The sequence below is a fragment of the Bartonella massiliensis genome (assembly GCF_902150025.1).
Taxonomy (GTDB): domain Bacteria; phylum Pseudomonadota; class Alphaproteobacteria; order Rhizobiales; family Rhizobiaceae; genus Bartonella; species Bartonella massiliensis.
The window spans coordinates 1-26,135 of record NZ_CABFVS010000023.1 but is presented as its reverse complement, the minus strand read 5'-3'; the positions used below and the strand labels follow the sequence as shown (position 1 = coordinate 26,135).

Genomic DNA, 26,135 nt, shown 5'->3' with positions numbered 1-26,135 from the left:
AGAACAAGCAGCAGAGAATAGAGTGATACAAGTTTCTTCTATGGGATCAAGGAGTGGCTTTTCTATTTTTATGACTAAAAATGTGCCTGATGTGAATACGATAGATGGTAGCCAATGTTTTCCACGGTATATTTATGAAATCGATAAAGTTTCAAAAGATAAACATAAAAAACAATCTCATCTATTTACGAACTCTATAGAAGAAAGCAACAATACTGATTTACAACGGCGTGATGCCATTACGGATGAAGGACTAGATCATTTTAAAGCGGCTTATCCGAATGAAACCATAACAAAAGAGGATCTATTCTATTATGTTTACGGAATCTTACATTCGGAAGATTATCGCGCCCGTTATGCTGATAATCTCTCTAAAGAATTACCTCGTATCCCTTGTGTAAAGAGTGCTGATGATTTTTGGAAATTTGTTACAGCAGGGCGTGAACTGGGTCATTTGCACGTCAATTATGAAACTGTAGAACCTTATCCAGTCACATTTAAAAAAGGCAATCCAAAACAGACTGATATTCCTAATCCAGAAAAATTCTACTACGTTACAGAAATGAAATTCGCAAAAGTTAAGAATAGTAAGGAAAAGGATAAATCGACGGTTATTTATAACAGCAATATCACGATGACAGATATCCCTCTTGAAGCTTATGAGTATATCGTTAATGGCAAGCCTGCTCTTGAATGGGTTATGGGGCGTCAATGTGTAAAGACAGATAAAAAGAGTGGTATTGTTAATGATGCCAATCGCTATGCTGTTGAAACCGTTGGAAACCCTGCCTATCCATTAGAGTTGTTTCAAAGGGTTATTACTGTAAGTTTAGAAACAATGAAAATCGTGAAAAAACTACCTAAATTAGAAGTTAGAGAAACTGAATAAGCTTATAAGACCTTATAACTCACAAGGGGTATAGGATATAGCTATACCTCTTTTGTAAGTTAATTCGATACAATCTTAAAAGGAGTGTTGATATGCGTTATTCTAAAAAGAAATCATTTGCACTTTTAAACACTGTTATTTGGATTACTTTAAGACTTTTAAGAAATCCCCTCTTAAATAGAATACGCTTCTTTTGGATTGCCTTTAAGAGATTATACCGTAATCTCAAATGATAGCTTTATTCTTTTCAAAAGCTCTGTTTAAAGAGAGTTATGTGTATTCATTTTGCTTATAGGTTTTGACGGTACAAAAATTGTCAAAACCCCCTCGAAACATATACTATTGATTGAATTTAGAGGTTGCATTATCAATATGGGTTGTTTTTTTAGATTTGTAAATGATGGGTATAATCTTGATAGCATTTTAAATGAAAGAGCGAATTAGAATCTATAAACGCTTGGTAGCTTTATGGAAGCACAGTGCCACACCACCTACACATAGCACTGCTCATTGCTTATCCCATTATGTTCTTTAGCTGCCTATCTGCTAGTTGGTATTACGATGCTCTCTTATTCCGTCTCGCTCCTGCTGAATATGAGCTTATGCTCTTTAAATAAATGAGAACCCTTTTCACTCATACATCATTAAAATAAGAGACTTTCCACCTCTCCACCTCTCAATTTTTTTCTTCCCCTCACAAAAAATCATGAGATCAAACCTACATTTCACAAAGTTAGTTTTTAAAATCACATTCCCCCTAAGGAACATCTGATAGCATCCTTGCTTAATCATAAAACAGCTTGTTTTGTCTTCAGACCCAAAAGTAAGAGAGAGAATAAAAAGGCAATATCTTACAACAAATAGTCTCAAAAAAAACAAGTTACATGCATGAAGAAACGGAAAATGGCTGTGTCTCAGACCACATTTTAAAACTTGAGCGCAATCATAATTTGTTCGCATCAAGCTTAAACACCTACAATGAGCACAAATCCTTTGCAAAACCAAAAGAAGTGTCAATCATCATAACATCTGTGCCAAAAACCTTAAGCTTAACCCTTTTCATGCCAAAGTCCCTAGCAATATTGGTGGATTGGCGAAGTGTGTATAATGGTGCCAATTTACGTCTCATCAAGCGTAAAGAGGAGGATATAAATTTTATACACTTCATCAAAGCATTATTCCCTTCACACACCACCATTGCAAAATGGACCAAAAGGTAGTGACGTTTTTTTAAAACAAATGCACAAATATACAACACATAAATGTGCAACATAAGTGTATTGTAGTTTGAATCGTCCCACGATTGATTGACTTCTATAAAGCGCAAAAAAAAGCCTAAAAATATTCACCATACATTCTCAAAAAACTTAATGCCTCAAGAAGGCTTATAGGCATACCACCATAGTTTACATGAGCAATCTTTTACAGACATTCCTCTTTTACAAGATATTACAAAGCAACCACAAAATACGATAAAATTTATTCATGATACATGATGCCAAACGACATCTTTTGGTGTAGAATAAGGTGCGCTCCAATTAACGAATAAAGCTTTCTCTAGGAAAGAGCTGTGGATCATTAATTTTTTCCCATCCATATTTTACCTCATCAACACTTCATCCAGATATAATCATAAACATGCCTTAGGTTGATAACATTTAATCACGCGAGAGCGCAACAACAGGATCAAGCTGTGAAGCTTTCCGTGCAGGCGAAAAGCCAAAACATATCCCAATGAGCGTTGAAAAAGTAAGAGATATGATGATCGAATCAATCGTATAAACGAGATGTATCGGTGCCTTAAAGAGCAAAAACAAACCACCAACAGAAAGTCCAAAGAGGATTCCCAAACCACCACCAATGACACAAACCAAAATGGCTTCAATGAGAAATTGCTGCAAAATATCACTCTGACGCGCCCCCACTGCCATACGGACCCCAATTTCATTGATCCGTTCTGAAACTGTCACCAGCATAATATTCATCACCCCAATACCACCCACAATTAATGAAAGAGCAGCAATTGAAGACACTAAAAGCGTTAAAACGTATGTGCTTTCCATGATACGGTCACGAAAGAATTGAGAATTTCTAATGAAAAAATCCTCTCCACCGTGGCGCATAATCAAGAAACGTTTCACCATCTTCTCCGCTAAATTTGAATCAATATGATCAGCGATCTTCACAGTAATGGCCCGAACTTGTGTTGTTCCAAGAAAACGCGTTTGCACAGTTGTATAAGGTAAATAAACCTGCAACGTATTTGAAGTCCCCCCCATCTGTTGCGGATTTACCACACCAATGATGCGTGCAGGAACATTGCCCAAATGGACAATTTTCCCTATTGGACTCCCATGGCTATGAGGAAAAAGCGCTGCAATTGCTTCCTTTTCAATGACAAGATCAACTGCCCGTTCATGCACACTTTTTTGATCAAACAACTGCCCTTGAACAGCTTTAAGTCCTTGTGTTTGAAAATATTGTTCTCCCACCCCAGCAATGACAGCATTGGCTTCAACAGCACCAAAACGAACTATAGAGCTTGCAGAAATCTGCGGTGTTACACCAGAAATATAGGGTAATTTAGAAAGAGCTTCTGCATCCGCTTCCACCAAACTGGTTATTTTATCTGCTTGTGGATCAGAAAGGCTTTTTCCCGGCAAAATTGTTAATGTATTAGACCCCAAACTTTTAAAATTTTCCATAATCTTTTCCCGCGTACCATTTCCCAAAGCCACCATGGCAATAATCGCCCCAATACCGATAATCACCCCGAGCATTGTTAAAAAAGTTCGCATTCGGTGGGCATTCATTGCCAACAATGCCATAACAAATGCCTCACGAAACCGTTCAACAAAAGAACGAAAAAAACCAAGTATTTTTTGATCTTTTAGATTTTTCTTTTCTTGAACACAGTATTCAACCTTTGTTTTTTTATGCTTTGATCCATTATCCGCAATAATTTCCCCATCACTGATCTCGATAATACGCTCTGCTCTTTTAGCCACCTGCATATCATGCGTGACAATAATAATAGTGCGCCCTTCTTGATGAAGCTCCTCCAAAATACGTAACACTTCTTCACCACTGTGTTTATCTAAAGCACCGGTTGGCTCATCGGCAAGAATAACCTCTGCATTATTCATCAAAGCTCGCGCAATAGACACCCGTTGTTGCTGCCCCCCTGAAAGCTGATTAGGACGATGATTGACTCTCTCTCCCATACCTAAACGTGTTAAAAGTTCTTCTGCACGTTTTTTTCTCACATCCGGTGCACAACCTGCATAAATAGCTGGAATTTCAACATTGCCAAGTGCCGTTAATTCATTCAATAAGTGATAACGCTGAAAAATAAATCCAAAATGATTACGCCGCAAAGCGGATAATTCATCAGCAGAAAGAGAAGCAATTTCTTTTCCTGAAATCCAATAACGACCAGAACTTGGTCGATCAAGACACCCCAAAATATTCATCAATGTAGACTTTCCAGAACCGGAAGCCCCTACAATCGCCACCATTTCACCGCGTTTAATGGTCAGATTGATCTCTTTTAAAATAGTGACAAATGTTTCACCCGCAGGAAATTTGCGCACAATATTTTCCAAAACGAAAACAGCATCTGCTTTTTCTGCTTTCATAGCTTAATTCTCATCTTCCCTATGTTCATCAGGAATTTCTGGCATCACACCATCATGCGAACCGGTAATAACCACATCCCCCTCCTCCAGCCCGGAAACAATCTCTGCCATCACTTTGTTATTAAGCCCCACAGTCACTTTTCTTGCCACCACTTTATTGTCCCCCACCAAAAGTGAAACCCATGCTTTGTGCTCTTTTGTTTCATCACGTAGAGCATCACTTGGAACCAATAACACATTCTGAGCACGCCCTAAAATAATATGCACTTGAGCCGTCATATAAGTTCGCAAAAAGTTATCTTTATTATCAACATGCACAACCCCGTTATAATAAATCGCTGAAAGAGGGCTAGCCCCTCCTGCCCAAGGATTAATACTCACATCAGCACGAATGGATTCAGGAGCTGGATCAACCCTTTCTAGAACGCCCTCATAAAGACGGTCTGAATTACCCAATACCGTAAAATAAAGAGGTTGTCCGGCACGAACTTTAAGAATATCAGCTTCTGAAATTTGCGCCTTGACAGTCATCTTTGATAAATCGCCCAAAATAACAATTGTAGGCGCCGACTGAACCGCATTGACATTTTGTCCTTCTTCAACAACCGTTGCCAAGACAGTTCCCTCCGAAGGAGCCGTTATCCGCGTATAACTGAGATTAACCTCAGCACTCTCCACATCAATTTGGGCTTGTACAATCTGCTGACGGAGTTGAGCAATTTGCGCCTCACGTATTTTCACTTGTGTCGCCGCATCCTCAAAATTCGCTTTTGAAGTTGCACGAGATTCTATCATTTTTTTCTGCCGTTCTAAATTTTTCTGTGCAAGAGCAAGATAAGCTTCTTGTTCCACCAAATTCGCATAATAATGAGCCAATGCTGCTTTTTTTCTTTTCAGATCATTTTCTTGATCTGTAGGATCAATTTCTGCCAAGAGATCGCCTTCTTTCACAACACTACCTGGAAAAACATGCATAGAAACCACGCGCCCTGTAGCACGCGCCCCAACCGCCACCAACCGGTAAGGACGCACAAGCCCAGAAGCCAAAACGCTTTCCTCGATATCCCCACGCTTCACCACAGCTGTCATATAGGTTGGTGTGGATGTTCCAAAAAAAACAGAGCGCAGCCACAATAAAATAATAACGAAGAGTGCGATAAGAAAGAATGAAAGTTTTTTGCGTTTTTTTATGAAATTTTTGATGAAACTTTTTTTCATTGCTCTACCTTTGCAAACGAATCTGGTGCACCATCAATAACTTCCGGACGTGATACATCAACGACACCATCCCATCCACCCCCCAATGCTTTCATCAAGGCAATATATTGGATAGCAAGAGCAATACGGCTATCTTTAAGAGCCATTTGCGCAGAATAATAGGAACGATCAGCATTTAATAATTCAAGAAAGCTGGTATTGCCATTTTCAAAAAGACTTCGTGAAAGTTGTAAAGAATGCAGAAAAGCTTTATTTGCAGCGATAAGCTTTTCAAGACGCTGATGTTCTTTTGTTAATCTCACAAGCGCATTTTCAACATCTTCTAACGCCCTCAAGACAGCAGAGCGATAAGTAATAAAAGCCTGATCGCGTTGTGCCCGTGCCATCGCAACAGAGGCAACAATCTGCCCCCCGTTAAAAAACGGAAAACGAAGACCGGGTCCAAAAGACCAGCCAATGATTGCATTTTTCCATAACTGGTCTATTGCGGTTGCTGATGTTGAAATACTCCCTGTTAATGTAAGCGAGGGATAACGTTCTGCTTCACGCTGACCTATGCGCGCTGTTGCTTGTGCATATTGGCGCTCCGCCCGACGCAAATCGGGACGATTCAACAAAATATCTGCTGGAATTCCTGCGGATATTGGCCATTGTGGTTGTGGAATTTTCATGTGTTTGGCATTTTTTTGCAAAAGATCCTTTAAAGCTGTAGGCACATGACCCGTTAAGACAGAAAGGCGATGCATACTCATAGCCACATTTGCTTCCATCTGAGAGATATCGGCTTCTGTATTGGCCATTTGCGCTTTTGCGTTTGAAATATCAAGCTCAGAAACATCACCCGCTATTAATTTGGCCAGCATCAATTCATATGTTTTACGTTGTGTCGCAGCAATTTGCCGTACAATCAACAGTTTTTGTTGCCAACCGCGCATTTGAACATAATTTGTTGCTACCTCTCCCAACAATATGACCATGGTCGCACGCATATCTTCCACCACCGCTTCAAGACCATAACGTGCCGCTTCAACGCCTCGCTTATGCCCTCCAAAAAGATCAAGCTCCCAACTTGCATCAAATCCACCACGATATTGACTCAACGTATCTGATTGCCCAGATCCGCTACGGGTTCCTGCAATTGTATTTGACACATTTGGCAACAAAGATCCCACCACTTGCCCTAAGCTCGCACGCGCCTCACGAACCCGTGCTTTGGCAACCGCAATATCATTATTTCCAGAAATTGCCTCATCCATTAACGTATTTAAAACCGGATCATTTAAACGTCGCCACCATCCAGCAAGGGCGATTGAATGCCCAGATATCTGTGCAGACTGCTGTCCCCATCGCGCTGGGACAGAAAAAGATGTCTTATGATAATTGGGACCAACCATACATCCTGATACAAGAAAACACAGCAAAATACTCGAAAGTAATTCGCGAGAAGCGTCCCATCTGAGATTTCTGATATGCATCAAGTCTCCCGCATTCTTTCAGAATCATTATGTAATATTAATACTTTATTTACCTCTTATTTCAAAATTAACATGAAAAATTAAATACAGTTTGCACAGGAATATGATCTGAAGGACGTTCCCATCCGCGCATATCACGAAAAGTCGAAAGATCTACCACAAAAGGAGCTAAATCTAGAGAGGACCAAACATGATCAAGCCGCCGCCCATAATCGGTGCGAGCCCAATCGCGTGCCCGATAACTCCACCATGTGTAAAGTTTAGTAGGTACAGGGATATGCAACCGCATGAGATCAACCCACCCACCTTGACAACACAAATCCTTTAAACGCTCAGTTTCAATGGGTGTATGGCTTACAACCTTCAACAATTGCTGATGAGACCAAACATCTTCTGCCAAAGGAGCAATATTCAAATCGCCCAACAAAAGAGAAGATATCCCCTTTTCCTGATCAGCGCGAATAGAAGACATTTCTTCCAAAAAATTAAGCTTATGACGAAATTTTTCATTCACCTCAGCGTCAGGAATATCGCCCCCCGCAGGAACATAAAAATTATGAATCCGCAAGCTTCTTCCATGAACTTCCACAATCACTGAGATATAGCGACAATCTTGGTTTTGACAAAAGAAACGCTTTTCTACCTTTTTAAAAGGCAATCGAGAAACAATCGCCACCCCATTATAAGATTTTTGTCCACTCAGTGCGATATGCTTATATCCTGCTTCTTCAAAAGCCTTTACTGGGAATAAAGCATCGGGACATTTTGTTTCCTGTAAACACAAAACATCTGCCGGAAAGAATTCCAAATACTGCAAAACCTGTGCAAGACGCAAACGAATAGAATTAATATTCCAAGTTGCAATACGAAAAAACATCTACTTCAACCCCAATGACATAATACTATTTCTTCATTTCTTTGAAGGAAGTGTAAACATTCCTTCAGCGAACCGAACGCCTGTCTGCACATTCATAACCTGCACAGTTGTTTCCAAGTTTTGTTGGTCAACAATTGTCCACTGTCGCAAAGCAGAGCCTTTAGGATCAAAAACCATTTTTATTTGCCCTGCCCCAATTGTTTTATCACGCAGAACAATCGTCACTACCCCTGGATCTTCACGAAATGCCAACAAACGACCAGATGATACGTCAATTTTATCATCTAACAAAAACTTCATTGGTGTTTGTGAAAGTTGTGAAAAGTTCCAAGTATTTAAAGCCCGATTATTAATGCCCACAAATTGACCATCTGCAATAATCTGTAAAGGCATTTTCTTATAAATAAAGCGAATTTTCCCTGGACGCTCTAGATAAAATGTTCCTTGAGACATTTTCCCCTTTGGACTAAATTGAATAAAGTCACCGGTCATTGTTTTGATGGCCGAAAAGTAGTTTAAAACATTCTGCGCCTTTGCCACCTTATTAGAGGCTTGCGAAAAGATAGGAAAAGTTAAACACCAAAAGATAAGAATTCCCACTACACCCAAAATTCTTCTTTGCAGTAAAAAAGACGTTTTCATAAAAAATGCTCCCAAACAATATCTCATTGACTTTCTCATTTGTAATTAAGCCATCAATGATGAATAAATACCCTGCTTTATAAGATAAAGATATTGTTTGAAAAAAATATCAAAAGATTTTTTAAAATATGCTTATTCGATAGACACGAAAACTTTCCGTTTTCCTATATCATTTGCTAAACAAACGATGCCTTTTCTTCCCTCCTCTCAATCAATGTCACAATACGATTATAACCAATCCCTAAACGGCTTTGAATATAAGAGGTTGAAGCCTTACGATCATGAAGCACAACAGCAACAGCTTGATAATAAGCATTCGCTGAAGAAGAAACCAACGAAATATCCTTACTTTTTTCTTACAATCTCTTGCGATGTCTTTTCCAAATAATCAGTTTGCTTTTCAGTTTCCCAAAGCACCCTAATTGTCCGCTTTTCCACTTATTTACCAAACGCATAATATACTCTCCCCCCTCTCATCTGTGGAGCAACATGGATTATCATCAATCCACAAACTAAACATATTGCTCGTGCAAGCTAAAATTTCTTTTCAGTGGCAAAGTTTTTTTGACTTCTTCTCTACCCAAAAGAATAAACATTCGTACCCAATCCAGTCTGTAAACAATTTGGAGTTTGTACCATAAAAACCTCAAAGCCTTGCCTATAAACACGCTTTGCGAGATTAAAATCCGGCTTTTGGATTTTAGCAAATTCCACTTCGCTTCTCTCCCCCCATATAATTCACTTACACCCCCTGTATAATTCACTTAAACAAAGGCTCAAAAAATAAATCCTACCCCAAAAGAAAAAGACTGTAAAACCACATAGCACAGCGAGTTTCACCGTGAAATCAAACGACGAGAACAACAAAATACTTCAATATTAAATCTTTACATGACTTTAATATCCCCATACCTCAAACGATGCCATTCTAAGGCAATATATTCATTGATAATAAAGTATTTTTTTAAACTTAAATCATCACACCAAATATAATAAAATCCTCATTCCACAAACTCTCATCAACTTGAATAATATTCAAATCATTTTCTTTACACGTTATAAAAAAAGCTAATGTGTAAGTAAAATTGTATCAAATAGAGAATACCTCTTATGAAGAATTTCAAGTGTCAAGGAATTATCCCAACATTGAAAGCTCATGTATAACATATATAACAATGCATTATATAATGATGCGGGCTTTCTACAGCACAATAAACTAACGAACTGTTTTTAAAATATATTTAAAAAAATGATAATAAAGATTTTTCAAAAGCGTTCTTCTTCGGCAGGAACTAAAATTTCCCGTTTCCCTGCATGATTGGCTGGACTAATGATCCCTTCTTCTTCCATTCTCTCAATCAATGTCGCAGCACGGTTATAACCAATCCCTAAACGACGTTGAATATAAGAGGTTGAAGCCTTACGATCACGAAGCACAACAGCAACAGCTTGACTATAGGGATCATCTGCTGAAGGAGAAACCGAAGAAACATCAGCACCATCTTCTTCCACTTCTTGAGTAATTGTTTCCAAATAATCAGGTCGTGCTTGCGCTTTGAGATGCGCAACAACCTGCTCCACTTCATCATCCGCAACAAAAGGCCCATGCACACGCTGAATACGTCCCCCTCCCATCATAAAGAGCATATCTCCTTGTCCCAATAACTGCTCTGCCCCCTGTTCACCTAGAATTGTTCGGCTATCGATTTTTGAACTCACAGAAAAAGAAATGCGTGTTGGAAAATTAGCTTTGATCGTCCCCGTAATAACATCAACAGAAGGACGCTGTGTTGCCATAATCACGTGGATACCGGCAGCGCGCGCCATTTGTGCTAAACGTTGAACCGCGCCTTCAATATCTTTACCAGCAACCATCATCAAATCAGCCATTTCATCAATAATGACAACGATATAAGGCATAGGACTAAAATCAAGTGTTTCCGTCTCATAAAGAGGCTCACCGGTCTCATGATCAAACCCCACTTGAATGGTACGCACCATTGCCTCTCCTTGACCTTCTGACTCCTTAAGACGTGCATTAAACCCATCGATATTGCGAACACCAAGTTTTGACATTTTACTGTAGCGCTCTTCCATTTCACGAACAGCCCATTTAAGAGCAATCACAGCCTTTTTAGGATCTGTTACCACGGGTGTTAACAAATGGGGAATACCATCATAAACCGAAAGTTCAAGCATTTTCGGATCCACCATAATAAGACGACATTGTTCAGGTGTCATACGATAAAGCAATGATAAAATCATAGTATTGATAGCCACAGATTTTCCCGATCCTGTTGTACCAGCAACCAAAAGATGCGGCATTTTTGCTAAATCTGTAATAACAGCCTCTCCCCCGATTGTCTTGCCTAAAGCAAGACCTAATTTTGCTTTACTTTCAACAAATTCCTGCGCTTGCACAATCTCCCTTAAATAAACCATTTCACGCTTTGCATTAGGCAATTCTATTCCAATCACATTGCGCCCTGGAACCACAGCAACACGAGCAGAAATTGCACGCATCGAGCGCGCAATATCATCTGCCAGACTAATGATACGAGAAGACTTAATGCCTGCAGCCGGTTCAAATTCATATAAAGTGACCACCGGTCCAGGACAAGCATCTATAATTTTGCCTTTGACACCAAAATCTAACAAAACACCTTCAAGTTCCTGAGAATTTGCTTTTAAAGCAGCAGGAGAAAGTTTTGCATCCCGAACCGAGGGTGGTGGAACCGAAAGATAATCTAAAAGTGGAAGAACAAAACGACCATTTAAAGAAGCTGTTAAAGATTTTAAACCACAGCTTTTAACAGAAGAAGCATGGGCTTTATTTTGATTTTCTTCACAATTTTCTTTTTCGCCCAAAAAAGTTGGTTCAATCCGATCAAATGACTTGCCTTGCCCCTTATTCTGAGTACGCCTTTTGAAACAGAAAAGGCGAAAAAAACGCGCTTGTAAAAAATAAAAAAGATGTAAAAGAGCACCAAAAGTTGTCGCAAAGAAACCATGCTTCTCACGATCATCCTCTGCGGCATATTCCACATCTTCTTCCACTTCAAAAACTGGATCAACGATTTCATCTTTTGGAATTCTTTTTTCTTTTCTTTTCTTTGTTCGACGCCGCCATATCACATTGCCCGCAAAAGCAGCCGTGAAAAAACCAAAAAGAATAAAAATAACACTAAAAAGCACCGTATAAAGTGGAGAAAGCAAAAGAGGAAAGATTGAAGAAGCAACACTTAAAGCTTTATCTCCTAAAACCCCTCCCAACCCCATGGGCAATGGCCAATAGGTAAAAGAGGTAACAGGTGTCATAAGGGAAAAAGCCATTAAAAAACAAATCGTTGATATCACCCACAAAAAAAAGCGCAATGTTAAATTGTAGATATTTTTTTGTGCCAACAAGAGAAACGACCAAAATAATGGCGGCAACAAAACAGCAAGGCTTGCCAAGCCAAAAAACTGCATAATAAAATCTGAAAAAATCGCCCCCAACCACCCCATAAGGTTTGTCACCTCATTGGTACTTGCATGCGTTAAAGAGGGGTCAGCAACATTCCACGTTGCCAAAGCAAAAACGCAAAAAATAATAAAGCCCAAAAGCCCAAGCCCAATAAATACACCAATCTGACGTAAAAACATCTCAATAAGCCGCGAGCTTTGAAAATTTCGCGCTTCTAATGAATCATAAGGAGAAGAATTTCGGTGCATCCATCAAATTCCAAATATAAAAATTTCATATTTCAAAGAGTTATAACTTCCTTGCTCTCTTAAAAAAGACGAAACTTACACAGAGCCGATCTTTAAACACATAGCCTGTCAACAGTCCAACTTCCTAAATCTCGTGCATTCGCCCGTCTTTCCACTTCATGTCATTCAATACGATCACCACCTTCAGGGGAGAAACCCTCATGAAACCCTCATGAAGCACGAAAAAAGCTCTACCTTAAAACATTTATCACACGATCAATAAAAAACACCTCATGTGTAGAGTTTTACATAGAATCTCATAAGCCCTCACCTCAAACAGATAATGCCTTACGCGACATCATGATAACGATAAAATATTAATGTCGTTTTAACCATCACGAATAAACATAATTTTCCTTAACCAATCATCCTCAATGGGTTTCTTCAAAATAGTTATATTAAAGGATTTTCACACAAATTAAAAAATACACTCTCATCTTTGTTTAATTTTAGTTTTCTTTTTTATCAACCAAGTGTAAAAAGAGTTGAAGAGAACACTCAAAAAAACTTATCTGATTAATCTTGTAAAGTGAGTCATAAAAACAAAGCAAAAGAGCTCTGAAAAACAATCTGTCACAAAATTGACACCCAAGAGACATCTCATCCAAAGAGAAGTTTCATTTTCGTAGCGCAGAAAGAAAAGTAAAAATTAAAACATTGTAGGTAATTTAAAAAATATCTTTTTAAAAAGCAAGAAAACTTTAAACAATGGAAAAAGCTCCGTAAATAATGAACGAAGCCCCGTAAATGATGGACAAAACATTGTGTACTCTAATCACCATAAAAAAATAAAATCTCATAAAACCCAACAATGTGATCTTCTCATTGCAGGAGGGGCAGCTGTTGGTTTAACGCTCGCAATAGCGCTCAAGCAAACCGCCCCTCATCTGAAAATTAAAATCGTTGATGCTGCTCCACAAGAAGATATTCCTGCTTCCAACATACGAACCACTGCCCTTGCTGCTGCTGCTATTCGTATGTTAAAACAATTACAGTGTTGGGAACCTATAAAACCCTATGCGCAACCCATTCATTCAATGATCATCACAGATACAAGCACAAATGATCCTGTTAAACCCACTCTTTTAACTTTTGAAGGCGACATTACCCCCGGGGAACCTTTTGCAACGATGGTAGAGCATAGAGAACTCATCAATAGTTTAAAAAAACATGTCAAAGATCTCAATATCCCTGTTATCGCCAACACGCGCGTCATTGACTTTCATCAAGAAGACCAACATACCACCGTCACTTTAAATAATGAAGAGATTTGGCAAACAAAATTGCTTATTGCAGCCGATGGAGCCCATTCGACATTACGCCAAAAAGCAGGTCTTAAAAACTTTTCTCATACTTATAAACAAACAGCAATCATCTGCACAGTTGAACATGAAAAACCCCATAATGGTCAAGCCATTCAACATTTTTTACCTGCCGGTCCTTTTGCTCTTCTCCCTCTCAAAGGCAACCGATCCGCCATTGTGTGGAATGAAGACCAGAAAACTGCACAATATTACCTCAAAGCTGATGCACTTATTTTTGAAACAGAACTCGAAAGACGCATTGGCCATCGATTAGGAAAACTCTCTTGGAATGGCGAACGTCAAGCTTTTCCCCTAAAACTTTCTTTAACACGCCAATGTATTAAGCCCCGTTTTGCCCTCATTGGCGATGCTGCCCATACCATCCACCCCCTTGCAGGACAAGGACTTAATTTAGGATTACGCGATAGCGCTGCCCTTGCTGAAGTGATTATTGAAACAGCACGATTAGGTCTTGACATTGGCTCCCTCACCGCTTTAGAGCGCTATCAAAGCTGGAGACGTTTTGAAACTGTCCGTATGGCTTTCAGCAATGATTGGCTTAATAAACTCTTTTCTAACGATAGCCTTCTCTTACGGATGCTTCGCGATACTGGTCTTGGAATCGTCAACCAAGCACCCAAAATCAAAAAATATTTCATTCAAGAAGCCGCTGGTCTGACCCCCAATGCGCCCCGTCTCCTACAGGGGTTCCCGCTTTAAACAAAAATTCATACCCTTTTACTTTTTTTAAACCTTTGGCTCGGCTCTCCCCCACACCTCAAAGCACAAAAAGCTCTCCATCCAATTTGATTTGTTTATAGACCAGATTTTCATTAAGTGGCTTCTCTCACTATCTCAACAGTCATCGGTATTTGAGACAGTTTATAAGAGACATTTTTAGTTCCTTCTTAATAGTTTTTACCCCCCCACGCCAATCCCCCTTCTGTCATGCAAGCAAATGATTTTTATTGCTTCAACGTATGAGAAGTTTTCAATGAAAGAATCCTCCGATATTCGGGATTCTTACTCAAGTTGAATAAAGATAATTTATCTTTATAAATCAATCAATTAAATAGTTCCCATCTTCCTGCCATATTTCACTTAATATAAATAATATGAAGCAAAATAAACAAGCGATATTTTAAGAATATTCACCACGCTCTGAAAAAAAACATTTAATGAAAAAAACCTTATCGCACCACACCTCAAATTAAAGCGTCCTCTTATAGCACAATAAAATAAACAAAACTCTCTATTATCAGACAAACTTTGACGTATAATGAATAATTCATTGTCCTCATGTTGAATGCGAGAGTTGAAAAACGTAAAATTCACTCATTTCCAATTTCTCTCATGTTAAAATAATCAAAATCATCCTTTGCACATCACAAGTGAAATTGGCATATAGATAAAAAACGATTAAATACAATAATAAAAAAATCTCACCCCCAAATAGCTAGAGCTATCAAAACACTGAAAATTAGCAAAGAGTATCATGGCATCAGCTTACACTTTATTATTAAAGTAAAAATATTGCTGCACAATAGGTTTTTATTATTCATCAGAGTTGTTACGTTATACGACTCATGAGAAACACCCTAAAATGAGATGCGCTGTATTTAAATTTTTCTTTTAAAAAAGCGTATAAATTAGCAACATACGTATATTCCGCATGGAGCAAGCCTATTGTATATCTTTCTTGGCTTAATCTCTAAAACAGAGAGCTCCCCTAATTTGGGGCGAACATGAATTTTTAAAGGATATAAACCAGTTTCAAACCTTACCATCTCCTTTTAATTCAGTTTTACGACTTTTAAAATCATCCATGGCAATATCTTTTAAATCATAGCAATTGCCTATTACCTCACACTTTTATTTATCGCATATCTTTTGGGATCACGCCCCTCAGGTAAAAACACCATCGCATTAAATAGTCATGGGCTTTCTTTAAAAAAATATCTCTCAAGATATTCAAAACCATTCTGCGACAACACCTGCAAAGAGTATAATAATAAAGCTCCCATAAAATAATAAAATCCAGTAAGCGGCGCCCTCTTTACGCTTAATAAAAGAGCAAGCTAGCACCGTTGTTATATTTGCCAACCCTAGAGTGTTGTGACAGTCCTTGACACTAAAAGCCATTCATTAGAGACATTTTGGGTCCTTTATTTAACAGTTTTTACCCCTATAATCGCCCCCACTTGTGATGTGCAAGCAAATAATTTTTATTGATTCAACATGAAACAGATTTGAAATAAGAGATCTAACAGTGTTCAAAGACTCTCACCCAATATGCAAAACAATGCATTATCATCATAAATCAATGTGATGCGGCTTGAAGTATCTATTGTGCAACACGCCCTTTAATTTATATGAAAATATTAAGATTCAAAAAGTCTAATATACAACAAAATATTCCAGACTCCGTATCATCACACACAATTGCAAACGCGCATATCCCCCTCCTCCCCCACACCATAAAAACAAACGAAAGTAAAAAGTGACCCAATCTTTTTATTTTCAATGCACCTTTTATGCATAAATTCCTATAAATGAATTTTAATCACAGATACTTCAAAACGTGTCACAAAATCCTCTTCCCCCTTACCCGCCATAGAAAATATTCATTTTCCATCCGCTCATTCATCTCAACCAAACGAACGATAAACAAAGCGAATGCCTCACATCTATAATCTGATAGAAAAAACAACAAAATCCATAACATCAGAGTCTTACTTCTACAAAACAGTATTGTAAAAAGATAAGAATTTTATATATTGACTTAGAAATAAATAAAATTTGATTTATAACGGTAATTTATCGTTACTTAGACCCCATAATATCGTCAGATCTCTCATTCCAAATCTCTCGCCTGCTCAATCAACCAAAACTATGTCTCTTGCACGTTATAAATGAATATAGCCCATGTGGGATAAACGCATGGACCATATGGGTAAAAATGTTGAATAAAAGCTCCCAAATGCCTCTAATAAATCGCCTCAAGAACCAAAAACTGTCACAACATTAAAGGCCGGAAAATATAACAATGCAAATATAACAATGATGATAGCGCACTCCTGGTGCAATAAATTCTGCTCATTCCAATCCTTTTTGTAAAAGAATTAATAAAACCATTGACTTGCCTAGCTTTTAAAAAACCGCATTGAAGTAAAAATTATAAAAAAGAAGTAAAGTATCCCCCTCTATCAAATGCCAAAAGCAACGAAATACAGTTTAAGCTGACAAGCTTAATGATGATGCCAGCTTATGACAACAATACCTCTTGCCTTTAAATAGATCCGTTCATATTTTTTATCGTTTTTGGACGACTCAATATTTTAATATATTCATTTAGTATTTTTATACAATCAAATGAGCAAAAAGAGCCTACTGCTTGCATTCATATCCCTTGCTATTCCTTTGCTTTATAAATATTGTACCTATTATGTTACTTCGAGTTCATCAAGTGTATACCCATTCTCCAACCATTCTTTAATCCACTTAGGTCTCCGTCCACGCCCATTCCATAATTCCCATTGGTTATTAGGATTTCTATAATGACGCTCTTTGCTTACAAGATCAGCGATATCAATTCCATGGGTATTAGCAATTTCAAGAATTTTTCGCCGCGCATTTTGCTTTTCCTTTGCTTGCCGTTTTTTTAATTCCACATCGATTTGTGTACGCATCTCTTGTAGTTCATCAAAATTCATATTTTTGAGATCATTCACCTTAATTACTCCCCTTGCAAAAAAGAATTATCCTTTGCCATATTTTAAACACAATTATAGACGATTTTTGCCTATTTGTTATCGAAATTTAAATTACGATAAATATATCACTTTGACGGAGATGTGCTTTGGACCACAGAGAATTGTTCATTTGTGCCTCAGTTTTCACGACTGCATCCTTTTTCAGTTTAATTGCTGAAATTAGCAAGTGCAGTGTGCAAACGCCATCACCCCTCTCTGACTCTTATGAATCAGCCGTCAAAAGTAAATATAAATCACTACCCTATAAACTATGGCAATATACAGCAAAGAACAAGCCCTCTGCGTATAATGATAATATCGTTTATTATAACAATAAGAAACACGCTCACATACAACAGCTTTTCATTCCATATAAATGCTCTTTGAAAATTTTTTCACAGCTAAAAAATGATATAAAACAAGCAATTTCAATAGATTTTGACAAGCTATTATTGCTTAAAAGCTGTTTTTTTTGCCTTAATTCCAATAATATTTATTGGCATAATAAACTTTATTTTGTTCCACGCATAGATCTCACTTCTTGGATATTTGCATCTATTAAAAATATTTTAAAAAAAGAACAAAGCAATAATCACAAAGAATATTCTAAATGGACCAATCTTGTTCTGCAAATTTATAAAATCAAAAAACAACGACAAAAAGCATCACGCAGAATGGGCATTTATATCAATAAAATTCTTCATAATAGGGTGTATTGCTGATGATTATCTCAGATTTAATAATGTTTGCTTCTGCATACACGAATACATCCCCTACAACATTTCCAGTTATCATTGCATCAGAAGTACGAGATAATGTTTATGTAGAAGATGATAATGATAAATTATTCCATCAATCATCACCATTTAGAAAAACAATTGCAACAAGTAGACAATTTAAACAAAATAGACATAATATTGACGCAAACTTGGAGCAAATTGATGTCAAAGATGTGAAATGGTTTTCTTTTTGTAATCCATTTTATTTTTGTAGAAATCTTAAAACTGAGCAAGATACTTTAACCTACCGCTATGAACGAAGAGCATTCGTATATGACTCTGAAAAGGATCCATTGCTGTCCGCAGTAAATTTTTACAACATGGGGAATTTAAATACCTCTTCTATGCAAGAGATTTCTTCATTGTTTGAAGTAAAGGTTGCTGCACGTGTAGATAAAGACTTGCAAGAGTCTGTAAAGCTAAAAAAAGAAGAACCAGAACAAGTCATTAAAACAGATTCTCTCCATCTCTTTTCAGAGGAAGAGGAAGATGCCTTTAAACATAAGGCAAGTGGCACTGATGATGCTTTTACAACGGAAGATTCTTCTTCATATGAGAAAGAAACAGGAATAATGCCTGCTGCTTTTGAGAATTAAATTTTTGATAGGATATAATAATGAAAGCTAGATAAGAAAATATTAAAGCTCTAATTAGTAAGATTGGACAAAATCTCTTCTAATTGAGGGCAAAGATAATGAAAATGATCGAACAAAACAGCGTTGATATAGCATTTAATCAAAAAGCAGCACGTGAAATTACAGTCGTGATGCGCTCAGAAAGGGAATGGTATTTTACGTTTGTTGCTGATGATCCAATAACTGGAAAACCAAATAAGTATACACTTCTTACACAAAGAGGAAAACTAAGAACGTGGGCCGATCCAAAATATCTCTTTAAATTTCTTCATGAAAGAGGAGTTATTTGTGGAAGTTTTAGTTTTAATGAGGATGAAAACCATGAAACAATCAAATATTCTTCAAACAGTAATTCGTAATAAAACTACTCAAATTTCTGCAGCTTTAACTATATTTTTTATGCTCTCCCCTGCATGGGCTCAAGCAAACGGATTAGGAAATGCGAAAACTATTTTAGAAAAATTCCAAGCAGAACTAAAAACAATTATCCCTGTCGCTGCTGCGGTTATACTTTTATGCTTAGCAATTGGTTATGCAGGGCGCTACATTGAAAAAGATACATTCGTACGTTGGGCAATCGGTGTTGTTATTGCAGGTTCAGCAGCCGAACTTGCCAATATGTTATTTACAAATGCATAAAATACTTTCTTATTTAAAAAGACGTCTGAATTTCAGGTTTTTTTGCATAATAACTAAGGTATTACTTGTATTGTAGAACTTTGTATCAACTGTAACCTAATCATCTGTAACCTAAATTGGGATAAATAATATGAAACAATCAAAAATTCTTCAGTCAGGGGTTAACAAGCTTATTTCAATTTCTACAATAACGGCCTCTTTTTTTCTAGCGCATCCTATGTATGCTTACGCACAAAATTTAGGGAATGCAAAAAAAGCTTTAGATACCTTCAAGACTCAATTGATTGGAATTATCCCTGTTGCTGCTGCTGTTATCCTTTTGTGCTTAGCAATTGGTTATGCAGGACGCTACATCGAAAAAGACACATTTGTACGCTGGGCAATCGGTGTTGTCATCGCTGGTTCAGCAGTCGAAATCGTAACTTTATTGTTTGGTAATGGTGGATAAATTTTAACATGAAATATATCTTTGAGGTTAAATTACATGAAACAATTAATTAATTTCCAATCAAAAAATGATAATCAAATCATTGCAATTTCTGCAACTATAACTGTATTTTTTATGAATAGTTCTGCATATGCTCAAAGCCAACCTTTAGGAAATGCTAAAAAAGCTTTAGAAGGTTTACAAAAAGAGCTTATTGAGAAAATTATTCCTGTTGCTGCTGCTGTTATACTTTTATGTTTAGCAATTGCTTATGCTGGACGTTACATCGAAAAAGACACATTTGTACGTTGGGCAATCGGCGTTATCATTGCAGGTTCAGCAACCCAAATCGCCACAATGTTATTCAAGCCATAATGAAATACAATACAAAATATTATTATGAAAATACTAGAGTAGAAAATGAAAACGTTAAATAATTTACAATCAAAGAGTGATAACACAATCATCGCATTTTTTGTAACTGTAACAGTGTCTCTTATAACATATCCCATATCTGTTCAAGCACAAGATTTAACTAAAGCAAAAAACGTTTTAGACAAATTTAAAGAACAATTGGATTTGATTATCCCTGTTGCTGCTGCTGTTATTCTTTTGTGCTTAGCAATTGGTTATGCAGGACGTTACATTGAAAAAGATACATTCGTACGCTGGACAATCGGTGTTGTTATTGCTGGTTCAGCACTTCAAATTGCTAATATGCTATTTAAGCCCTAATATGTTATTTAATCCTAATTGAGACGAATTATAAGGCAATTAAAGAACACTAATAAGAGTAAAACATGCAAAAATTAAATAATATCCAATCAAAAAATAATAACAAGATCATTGCAATTTCTGCAACCTTAATTGCTTTTTTTATGACTTATCCTGTATATGCAGACCTAGGAAATGCTAACAAGGCTTTAAAGACTCTGCAAACAGAACTCTCTACTAAAATTATTCCTGTTGCTGCTGCTGTTATACTTTTGTGCTTAGCAATTGGCTATGCAGGACGCTACATTGAAAAGGATACATTTGTGCGCTGGGCAATCGGTGTTGTCATAGCCGGTTCAGCAACCCAACTTGCTACAATGTTATTCACAGCCAATTGAAAATAAAGTATGCACCAGTATAACACATAATGTTTTAAACATTTGTCAATTATAGATGTACAGCAATAATCAATGTCGTACATATTGCAAAAAAGAAAATATTTTTCATAAGAACTTTAATTAAAATGGAAATAAAAGATATGAAACAATCAAATATTCTTTCAGCAAAAACGTGTAACAAAATTGGTGCGATTGTTATCACTTCAATTATATTCTTAATAACTCAATCTGCCTATGCTCAAAAGGAAACAAAGAGCGTAGATGTTTTCATAGGGGTGCAATATGGATTAAGTATGGTTATTCCTATCGCTGCAGCCATTATTTTTTTATTTCTTTTCCTTATTTATATATTACGCATCATCGCAAGGGCTACCTTTATACGATGGGCATTCAGTGTCATTATTGCAGGTGCAGCCTTTTATATTAGCCACATATTATTTCACATCCAGTAACAAGAGAATTTCATGAATCCACAAGAGCAAAAAGCCTTCCCCTTATTCAAAGGAGCAACACGTGTTCCAACAATGTGGGGTGTCCCTATGATGCCACTTATTGTTATGGTTATGGGAGTTGCTGTTGTTGCTATGACAATAAATATCTTTTTGTGGATTATAGCACCACCTCTATGGTTCATTATGGCGCAAATCACCAAAAACGATGATAAAGCATTTCGTATCTGGTGGTTATGGATCGATACCAAGTTTCGCAATCGCAATAAAAGCTTTTGGGGCGCATCAAGTTATAGTCCCTCTAATTATAGTAAAAGGAGATAAGCATGACAGCTGTTGAAAGCAGCAAACGTCTCGTATCAGAGACACCTGTAAGCCTGTTCTTGCCCTATTCACATCATATTACTGATACGATTATCTCGACTAAGAATGCGGAATATTTGTCGATTTGGAAGATTGACGGACGTTCACATCAAAGTGCTTCAGAAGAAGATATTTTTCAATGGACAAAAGAGCTTAACAATACTCTACGGGGTATTGCATCAGCTAATTTATCCTTTTGGACGCATATCGTACGCCGCCGTGTTTATGAATATCCTGATTCGACATTTGATCAAATGTTTTGCTATCGGCTTGATGAAAAATATCGGCAAAGCTTTACTGGTTATAATTTAATGGTCAATGATCTGTATCTGACTGTTGTTTTCCAACCGGTCGCGGATAAAATTATGTCGTTCTTTTCTCAACATGAACGGGAAACGCTTGATCAAAAAAAGATGCGACAGGATTCATGTATCAAAGAGCTCAACGATATCAATCATACTTTAGGCCAATCCTTAAAGCGTTATGGTGCAGAAATTCTTGGGATTTATGAAAAAAATGGGCATGCTTATTCTTCTGCCCTTGAATTTCTTGGAATGCTTGTCAATGGCGAATATCGCCCTATACCGATTTGTCGTGATCGTTTTGCTGACTACATGTCTATCAATCGACCTTTTTTCTCAAAATGGGGTGCTCTTGGTGAGCTGCGAACAACCAGTGGAGTGCGTCGATTTGGAATGTTGGAAATTAAAGAATACGATTCCACAACCAAACCAGGACAACTAAATGTTTTATTGGAAAGTGATTTCGAGTTTGTATTAACACAGAGTTTTTCGATACTCTCACGCCATGCTGCGAAAGATTATTTGCAGCGGCATCAGCGTAATCTTATTGATGCGCGAGATGTAGCAACGAGCCAAATTGAGCAAATTGATGAAGCACTCAATCAGCTTATCAGTGGCCATTTTGTCATGGGCGAACATCACTGCACATTGACCATATATGGTGATACAATACAACAAGTCCGTGACCATATGGCCAAAGCAAGTGCAGCACTGCTGGATGTTGCCATATTGCCCAAACCTGTAGATTTAGCCATAGAAGCTGGCTATTGGGCACAACTTCCTGGAAACTGGAAATGGAGACCCCGTCCTGCTCCGATTACGTCACTGAACTTTTTATCATTTTCATCTTTTCATAATTTTATGTCAGGAAAACCCACTGGAAATCCATGGGGACCAGCGGTTACTATTCTTAAAACAACCAGCAAAACACCGCTCTATTTCAATTTTCATGCCTCTAAACTCGAAGAGGATTCAACCGATAAGCGATTACTCGGTAATACCGCGCTTATTGGACAATCTGGATCTGGTAAAACTGTATTGCTCGGCTTTTTGTTAGCACAAGCACAAAAGTTTAAACCAACAACCGTTGTTTTTGATAAAGATCGTGGTATGGAAATTGCCATTCGCGCGCTAGGTGGAAAATATCTAACATTCAAGCCAGGCAGACCAAGTGGTTTTAATCCATTTCAACTTCCTCCCACACAAGAGAATCTAATTTTTCTAAAGCAATTTGTTAAAAAATTAGCAGAAGCTGGTGGTGAAATCACGCATCATGACGAAGAAGAAATTAACCAGGCTGTTATGTCTGTTATGAGTGATAACATTGACCCATCATTGCGTCGTTTATCTTTTCTGGTGCAATTCTTACCAAACCCACATTTAAATGATTATAATGCACACCCCTCTGTTCACGCTCGCTTACTGAAATGGTGCGAAGGTGGCGATTATGGATGGTTATTTGATAACCCTCGTGATGCTCTTGATCTTTCAACACATCAAATTTACGGCTTCGATATCACGGAATTCTTAGATAACGTGGAGACTCGTACTCCAGTGATGATGTATTTGCTTTACCGCACAGAAGGTATGATTAGCGGACAGCGCTTTATGTATATCTTTGATGAATTTTGGAAGCCGTTGCAAGACCCATACTTTGAAGATTTAGCAAAAAATAAACAAAAGACTATTCGTAAACAAAATGGTATTTTTGTTTACGCGACACAAGAACCTAGCGATGCTTTAGAAAGTAATATTGCCAAAACACTCATTCAACAATGTGCAACTTACATTTTTCTAGCCAATCCCAAAGCGAATTATGAAGATTATACAAAAGGCTTTAAACTAACAGATACTGAATTTGAACTTGTTAAAGGTCTTGGTGAGTTTAGTCGTCAATTCCTTATCAAACAAGGTGATCAATCAGCACTCGCCGAATTAAGTCTCGGTAAATTCCATATGACAAGCGATGGGAAAACCATCGAATACGACTTTAGTGATGAACTTTTGGTATTATCAGGAACACCAGATAACGCAGAGCTGGTGGAAAGTATTATTGCTGAAGTCGGTGATGATCCAGCAATATGGTTACCGATTTTTTTACAACACGCAAAAAATGACAGGAGGGAAACATGAAGAAACAGGTCATTTCAATAGCAGTAGCTGTAATTTTAGGGTCTTCAAAGTCGGCAATAGCTTTTGCTTGGTTTGGAGCTGGAGCAGCAGATTTAGGAGCAACAGTTCCAACTTTCTCTTGGGGAGCATCGTCAAGCACGTCTGCACCCAAAAAGTCAACGCCTCCACAATCAAAGAAAGTGTATCCTGTAGCACTGCTCCTTGATGTTTTAAAGAAACAACTTGCACAAGCACAAAAAACACATCAATCGATAACGGGAAATCGAAAACTTGGTATCAAAAATCTTACCCAACTAAAAACAGATCAAAGTAGCTTTTTTCTTAAAAATCCAGAGCTTATTTATAATAAAGATGCTCGTTCAGCTATATCTGACTCACTTGAAAATATCTTAAAAGAAGAAGAGATACCTACCTCTATTCGTGAATCTCGCGATTCCATTGGTAAGCGCATACGATATACAACCGCCATTGATAAAGCTATAAGTTTACAAAGTTTTAAAGAGACCGAAAATCGTTTCACTCAAATCTCAGAACTTATAGAAAAACTTAATACAACAACAGATCTAAAAAGTATTGCTGAATTGCAAACTTGCATAAAAGGCATGCTTGCTATGATCCAGAATGAAGCAACAAAATTGCAAATGGTTGCATATTCACGCAATGCAGAGCACGCACTTATCAGTCAACAAAAACAAAAACGGAATATGAGAATTCTTAACAGTGCAAATAAAGGAATGCCAATAATACGATCTATGCGATAAAAAACTTGATGATAGCTTAATTTATATCACTAGCTTCCTCTGTTTATATTTTTATGCACTTCTTTTAGAGATCGTATACAGTTTTATTCATTAAGTATCTTTGTAGTTTACCAACATAACCTGAAAGTGATCAAAAGAGAAAAGTAACATGAAAAAAACTATTATTTTAATAGCAACAGCTGTCACTTTAGGGATTCAAAACCCAGCAATGGGTTTTATAGTGGGAGGAGTTTCGGATGCATCCAAAACGCCAGGTATATGGAGTTTATTTGGTTTATTTGGGGGCAAAAATAATAGCAAAACTCTTCCCCAAAAAAATACCCCTCCACAAGAAAAAAAAGTACCCCTCCACAAGAAAATGCAACTATCAGTATTATATCATCGCTATTCTATGTCTTAAACAAACAAATTGACGAAACAGAAAAACAATTACAAAAAACAAAAGAACTACACGGCTCTATAACAGGTACTCGTCGAGATATCATTGTACCAAAAATTAGTCTAGGCAGTGGTTATTTTAAAAATCCCCAATTCATCTACGGCCAAAATGGATTTAAAGAGAGCAGTTTTTCAGAAAATAATATAACTTCCAAAACAGATGTGGTAGGAAAGATTATGGCGAGCCAAGATCTTAGTCACCTTTCAGTTCCTGAAGCACGTCAATTTATCGAAAAACGCAGTCAATACGCAGCAATTGTAGATAAAGCCATAAGTTTGCAAGTTTTTGAAGAAGCAAAAAATCGTTTTAGAAAAATTAAAGATGCTGCCCCAGATCAGTTGGATTTGGATCGGTTGGATTTGAAAGCCATCATAGAATTACAATCGTACATGGAAGGTACACTTTCCGTTTTCGAAAATGAAGCTATAAAATTGAAAGTGGTTGCGCATTTACGAAATGCAGAGCAAGCACTGATCCGCCAGCAAAAATATAAACGCAATATAAAAATTTTAAACCATCAGAATAAAGATATGCCACAAATAAACGCC

The 26,135-nt window shown here is 37.3% G+C and carries 26 protein-coding genes; 16 read left to right on the top strand and 10 right to left on the bottom strand.

Annotation, left to right across the window (positions count from 1 at the left end; all coding sequences use genetic code 11):
* Window positions 1-889: type ISP restriction/modification enzyme (locus tag FNZ60_RS05805; RefSeq protein ID WP_342774756.1), on the top strand; the 889-nt coding region annotated here is incomplete at its 5' end.
* A gap of 1,658 nt (window positions 890-2,547) precedes the next feature.
* On the opposite strand, the gene FNZ60_RS05800 is transcribed toward FNZ60_RS05805, so the two are convergent.
* The 8 genes from FNZ60_RS05800 to FNZ60_RS05770 form a co-directional block, all read right to left on the bottom strand.
* Window positions 2,548-4,527, bottom strand: a complete 1,980-nt coding sequence (locus FNZ60_RS05800) for a MacB family efflux pump subunit (RefSeq protein WP_142416718.1) — start codon at window positions 4,525-4,527, stop codon at window positions 2,548-2,550.
* 3 nt (window positions 4,528-4,530) lie between these two features.
* Window positions 4,531-5,745, bottom strand: coding sequence for an efflux RND transporter periplasmic adaptor subunit (locus FNZ60_RS05795; protein ID WP_142416717.1), 1,215 nt, complete (start codon window positions 5,743-5,745; stop codon window positions 4,531-4,533).
* A complete protein-coding gene (locus FNZ60_RS05790) occupies window positions 5,742-7,220 on the bottom strand; it encodes an efflux transporter outer membrane subunit (protein ID WP_142416716.1) in 1,479 nt (492 codons plus the stop codon). The genes FNZ60_RS05795 and FNZ60_RS05790 overlap by 4 nt, the downstream gene beginning before the upstream one ends.
* Window positions 7,221-7,287: 67 nt before the next feature.
* Window positions 7,288-8,097: an exodeoxyribonuclease III gene (locus FNZ60_RS05785; protein WP_142416715.1), complete on the bottom strand. Its 810-nt coding sequence runs from the start codon at window positions 8,095-8,097 to the stop codon at window positions 7,288-7,290.
* Window positions 8,098-8,130: 33 nt separating this feature from the next.
* Window positions 8,131-8,739 carry a LolA family protein gene (locus FNZ60_RS05780; RefSeq protein WP_142416714.1) on the bottom strand — a complete coding sequence of 203 codons (609 nt, stop codon included), beginning with the start codon at window positions 8,737-8,739 and terminating at the stop codon, window positions 8,131-8,133.
* A gap of 176 nt (window positions 8,740-8,915) precedes the next feature.
* Window positions 8,916-9,074, bottom strand: coding sequence for a DNA translocase FtsK (locus FNZ60_RS05775; RefSeq protein ID WP_185913492.1), 159 nt, complete (start codon window positions 9,072-9,074; stop codon window positions 8,916-8,918).
* Window positions 9,075-9,315: 241 nt separating this feature from the next.
* Window positions 9,316-9,453, bottom strand: a complete 138-nt coding sequence (locus FNZ60_RS09705; protein WP_185913490.1) for a hypothetical protein — start codon at window positions 9,451-9,453, stop codon at window positions 9,316-9,318.
* A 552-nt stretch (window positions 9,454-10,005) separates the two neighbouring features.
* Complete coding sequence (locus tag FNZ60_RS05770) at window positions 10,006-12,453, bottom strand: FtsK/SpoIIIE family DNA translocase (protein WP_142416712.1); 2,448 nt, start codon at window positions 12,451-12,453, stop codon at window positions 10,006-10,008.
* A gap of 803 nt (window positions 12,454-13,256) precedes the next feature.
* Here FNZ60_RS05770 and FNZ60_RS05765 point away from each other — a divergent pair.
* On the top strand, window positions 13,257-14,516 hold the full coding sequence (locus FNZ60_RS05765) for a ubiquinone biosynthesis hydroxylase (protein WP_142416711.1): 1,260 nt from the start codon (window positions 13,257-13,259) through the stop codon (window positions 14,514-14,516).
* A gap of 1,251 nt (window positions 14,517-15,767) precedes the next feature.
* On the opposite strand, the gene FNZ60_RS09700 is transcribed toward FNZ60_RS05765, so the two are convergent.
* Both FNZ60_RS09700 and FNZ60_RS05760 read right to left on the bottom strand, forming a co-directional pair.
* Entirely contained in the window at window positions 15,768-15,938 is a 171-nt protein-coding gene (locus tag FNZ60_RS09700; protein ID WP_185913489.1) for a hypothetical protein, read from the bottom strand.
* Between the two features lie 1,301 nt (window positions 15,939-17,239).
* The gene (locus FNZ60_RS05760; RefSeq protein ID WP_142416710.1) at window positions 17,240-17,527 is read right to left on the bottom strand and encodes an H-NS histone family protein; all 288 of its coding nucleotides are present in this window, start codon (window positions 17,525-17,527) and stop codon (window positions 17,240-17,242) included.
* Window positions 17,528-17,655: 128 nt separating this feature from the next.
* On the opposite strand from FNZ60_RS05760, the gene FNZ60_RS05755 reads away from it, so the two are divergent.
* The 14 genes from FNZ60_RS05755 to FNZ60_RS05690 form a co-directional block, all read left to right on the top strand.
* Window positions 17,656-18,270, top strand: coding sequence for a hypothetical protein (locus FNZ60_RS05755; RefSeq protein WP_142416709.1), 615 nt, complete (start codon window positions 17,656-17,658; stop codon window positions 18,268-18,270).
* Entirely contained in the window at window positions 18,270-18,923 is a 654-nt protein-coding gene (locus FNZ60_RS05750; protein WP_142416708.1) for a lysozyme family protein, read from the top strand. The genes FNZ60_RS05755 and FNZ60_RS05750 overlap by 1 nt, the downstream gene beginning before the upstream one ends.
* A 98-nt stretch (window positions 18,924-19,021) precedes the next feature.
* On the top strand, window positions 19,022-19,321 hold the full coding sequence (gene korA / locus FNZ60_RS05745; RefSeq protein WP_142416707.1) for a KorA family transcriptional regulator: 300 nt from the start codon (window positions 19,022-19,024) through the stop codon (window positions 19,319-19,321).
* Window positions 19,284-19,601, top strand: a complete 318-nt coding sequence (gene trwL, locus FNZ60_RS05740; RefSeq protein ID WP_142416706.1) for a VirB2 family type IV secretion system major pilin TrwL — start codon at window positions 19,284-19,286, stop codon at window positions 19,599-19,601. Before korA ends, trwL (FNZ60_RS05740) begins: the two co-directional genes overlap by 38 nt.
* Before the next feature lie 130 nt (window positions 19,602-19,731).
* Window positions 19,732-20,049 carry a VirB2 family type IV secretion system major pilin TrwL gene (gene trwL / locus FNZ60_RS05735; RefSeq protein WP_142416705.1) on the top strand — a complete coding sequence of 106 codons (318 nt, stop codon included), beginning with the start codon at window positions 19,732-19,734 and terminating at the stop codon, window positions 20,047-20,049.
* A 36-nt stretch (window positions 20,050-20,085) separates the two neighbouring features.
* Window positions 20,086-20,403, top strand: coding sequence for a VirB2 family type IV secretion system major pilin TrwL (gene trwL / locus FNZ60_RS05730; RefSeq protein WP_142416704.1), 318 nt, complete (start codon window positions 20,086-20,088; stop codon window positions 20,401-20,403).
* A 45-nt stretch (window positions 20,404-20,448) separates the two neighbouring features.
* Window positions 20,449-20,763 carry a VirB2 family type IV secretion system major pilin TrwL gene (gene trwL / locus FNZ60_RS05725; RefSeq protein ID WP_142416703.1) on the top strand — a complete coding sequence of 105 codons (315 nt, stop codon included), beginning with the start codon at window positions 20,449-20,451 and terminating at the stop codon, window positions 20,761-20,763.
* A gap of 65 nt (window positions 20,764-20,828) precedes the next feature.
* Window positions 20,829-21,140 (top strand): VirB2 family type IV secretion system major pilin TrwL, encoded by a 312-nt coding sequence (gene trwL / locus FNZ60_RS05720; protein WP_142416702.1) that lies wholly within the window; start codon window positions 20,829-20,831, stop codon window positions 21,138-21,140.
* Between the two features lie 140 nt (window positions 21,141-21,280).
* Complete coding sequence (locus FNZ60_RS05715; protein WP_142416701.1) at window positions 21,281-21,592, top strand: conjugal transfer protein; 312 nt, start codon at window positions 21,281-21,283, stop codon at window positions 21,590-21,592.
* A gap of 12 nt (window positions 21,593-21,604) precedes the next feature.
* Window positions 21,605-21,913 carry a VirB3 family type IV secretion system protein gene (locus FNZ60_RS05710; RefSeq protein WP_142416700.1) on the top strand — a complete coding sequence of 103 codons (309 nt, stop codon included), beginning with the start codon at window positions 21,605-21,607 and terminating at the stop codon, window positions 21,911-21,913.
* Between the two features lie 2 nt (window positions 21,914-21,915).
* Window positions 21,916-24,387 (top strand): VirB4 family type IV secretion/conjugal transfer ATPase, encoded by a 2,472-nt coding sequence (locus FNZ60_RS05705; RefSeq protein WP_142416699.1) that lies wholly within the window; start codon window positions 21,916-21,918, stop codon window positions 24,385-24,387.
* The gene (locus tag FNZ60_RS05700; RefSeq protein ID WP_142416698.1) at window positions 24,384-25,148 is read left to right on the top strand and encodes a TrbJ/VirB5 family protein; all 765 of its coding nucleotides are present in this window, start codon (window positions 24,384-24,386) and stop codon (window positions 25,146-25,148) included. Before FNZ60_RS05705 ends, FNZ60_RS05700 begins: the two co-directional genes overlap by 4 nt.
* A gap of 148 nt (window positions 25,149-25,296) precedes the next feature.
* Window positions 25,297-25,548, top strand: a complete 252-nt coding sequence (locus FNZ60_RS05695; protein WP_142416697.1) for a hypothetical protein — start codon at window positions 25,297-25,299, stop codon at window positions 25,546-25,548.
* 215 nt (window positions 25,549-25,763) lie between these two features.
* Window positions 25,764-26,135: TrbJ/VirB5 family protein (locus FNZ60_RS05690; RefSeq protein WP_483977066.1), on the top strand; the 372-nt coding region annotated here is incomplete at its 3' end.

Excerpts from the sequence above, each read along its gene's own strand:
- FNZ60_RS05800 (WP_142416718.1), bottom strand. The coding sequence starts at position 4,527 with ATGAAAGCAGAAAAAGCAGATGCTGTTTTCGTTTTGGAAAATATTGTG.
- FNZ60_RS05795 (WP_142416717.1), bottom strand. The coding sequence starts at position 5,745 with ATGAAAAAAAGTTTCATCAAAAATTTCATAAAAAAACGCAAAAAACTT.
- FNZ60_RS05790 (WP_142416716.1), bottom strand. The coding sequence starts at position 7,220 with ATGCATATCAGAAATCTCAGATGGGACGCTTCTCGCGAATTACTTTCG.
- FNZ60_RS05785 (WP_142416715.1), bottom strand. The coding sequence starts at position 8,097 with ATGTTTTTTCGTATTGCAACTTGGAATATTAATTCTATTCGTTTGCGT.
- FNZ60_RS05780 (WP_142416714.1), bottom strand. The coding sequence starts at position 8,739 with ATGAAAACGTCTTTTTTACTGCAAAGAAGAATTTTGGGTGTAGTGGGA.
- FNZ60_RS05770 (WP_142416712.1), bottom strand. The coding sequence starts at position 12,453 with ATGCACCGAAATTCTTCTCCTTATGATTCATTAGAAGCGCGAAATTTT.
- FNZ60_RS09700 (WP_185913489.1), bottom strand. The coding sequence starts at position 15,938 with ATGGCTTTTAGTGTCAAGGACTGTCACAACACTCTAGGGTTGGCAAAT.
- FNZ60_RS05750 (WP_142416708.1), top strand. The coding sequence starts at position 18,270 with ATGATTATCTCAGATTTAATAATGTTTGCTTCTGCATACACGAATACA.
- korA (WP_142416707.1), top strand. The coding sequence starts at position 19,022 with ATGAAAATGATCGAACAAAACAGCGTTGATATAGCATTTAATCAAAAA.
- trwL (WP_142416706.1), top strand. The coding sequence starts at position 19,284 with ATGAAACAATCAAATATTCTTCAAACAGTAATTCGTAATAAAACTACT.
- trwL (WP_142416705.1), top strand. The coding sequence starts at position 19,732 with ATGAAACAATCAAAAATTCTTCAGTCAGGGGTTAACAAGCTTATTTCA.
- trwL (WP_142416704.1), top strand. The coding sequence starts at position 20,086 with ATGAAACAATTAATTAATTTCCAATCAAAAAATGATAATCAAATCATT.
- trwL (WP_142416703.1), top strand. The coding sequence starts at position 20,449 with ATGAAAACGTTAAATAATTTACAATCAAAGAGTGATAACACAATCATC.
- trwL (WP_142416702.1), top strand. The coding sequence starts at position 20,829 with ATGCAAAAATTAAATAATATCCAATCAAAAAATAATAACAAGATCATT.
- FNZ60_RS05715 (WP_142416701.1), top strand. The coding sequence starts at position 21,281 with ATGAAACAATCAAATATTCTTTCAGCAAAAACGTGTAACAAAATTGGT.
- FNZ60_RS05710 (WP_142416700.1), top strand. The coding sequence starts at position 21,605 with ATGAATCCACAAGAGCAAAAAGCCTTCCCCTTATTCAAAGGAGCAACA.
- FNZ60_RS05705 (WP_142416699.1), top strand. The coding sequence starts at position 21,916 with ATGACAGCTGTTGAAAGCAGCAAACGTCTCGTATCAGAGACACCTGTA.
- FNZ60_RS05700 (WP_142416698.1), top strand. The coding sequence starts at position 24,384 with ATGAAGAAACAGGTCATTTCAATAGCAGTAGCTGTAATTTTAGGGTCT.
- FNZ60_RS05695 (WP_142416697.1), top strand. The coding sequence starts at position 25,297 with ATGAAAAAAACTATTATTTTAATAGCAACAGCTGTCACTTTAGGGATT.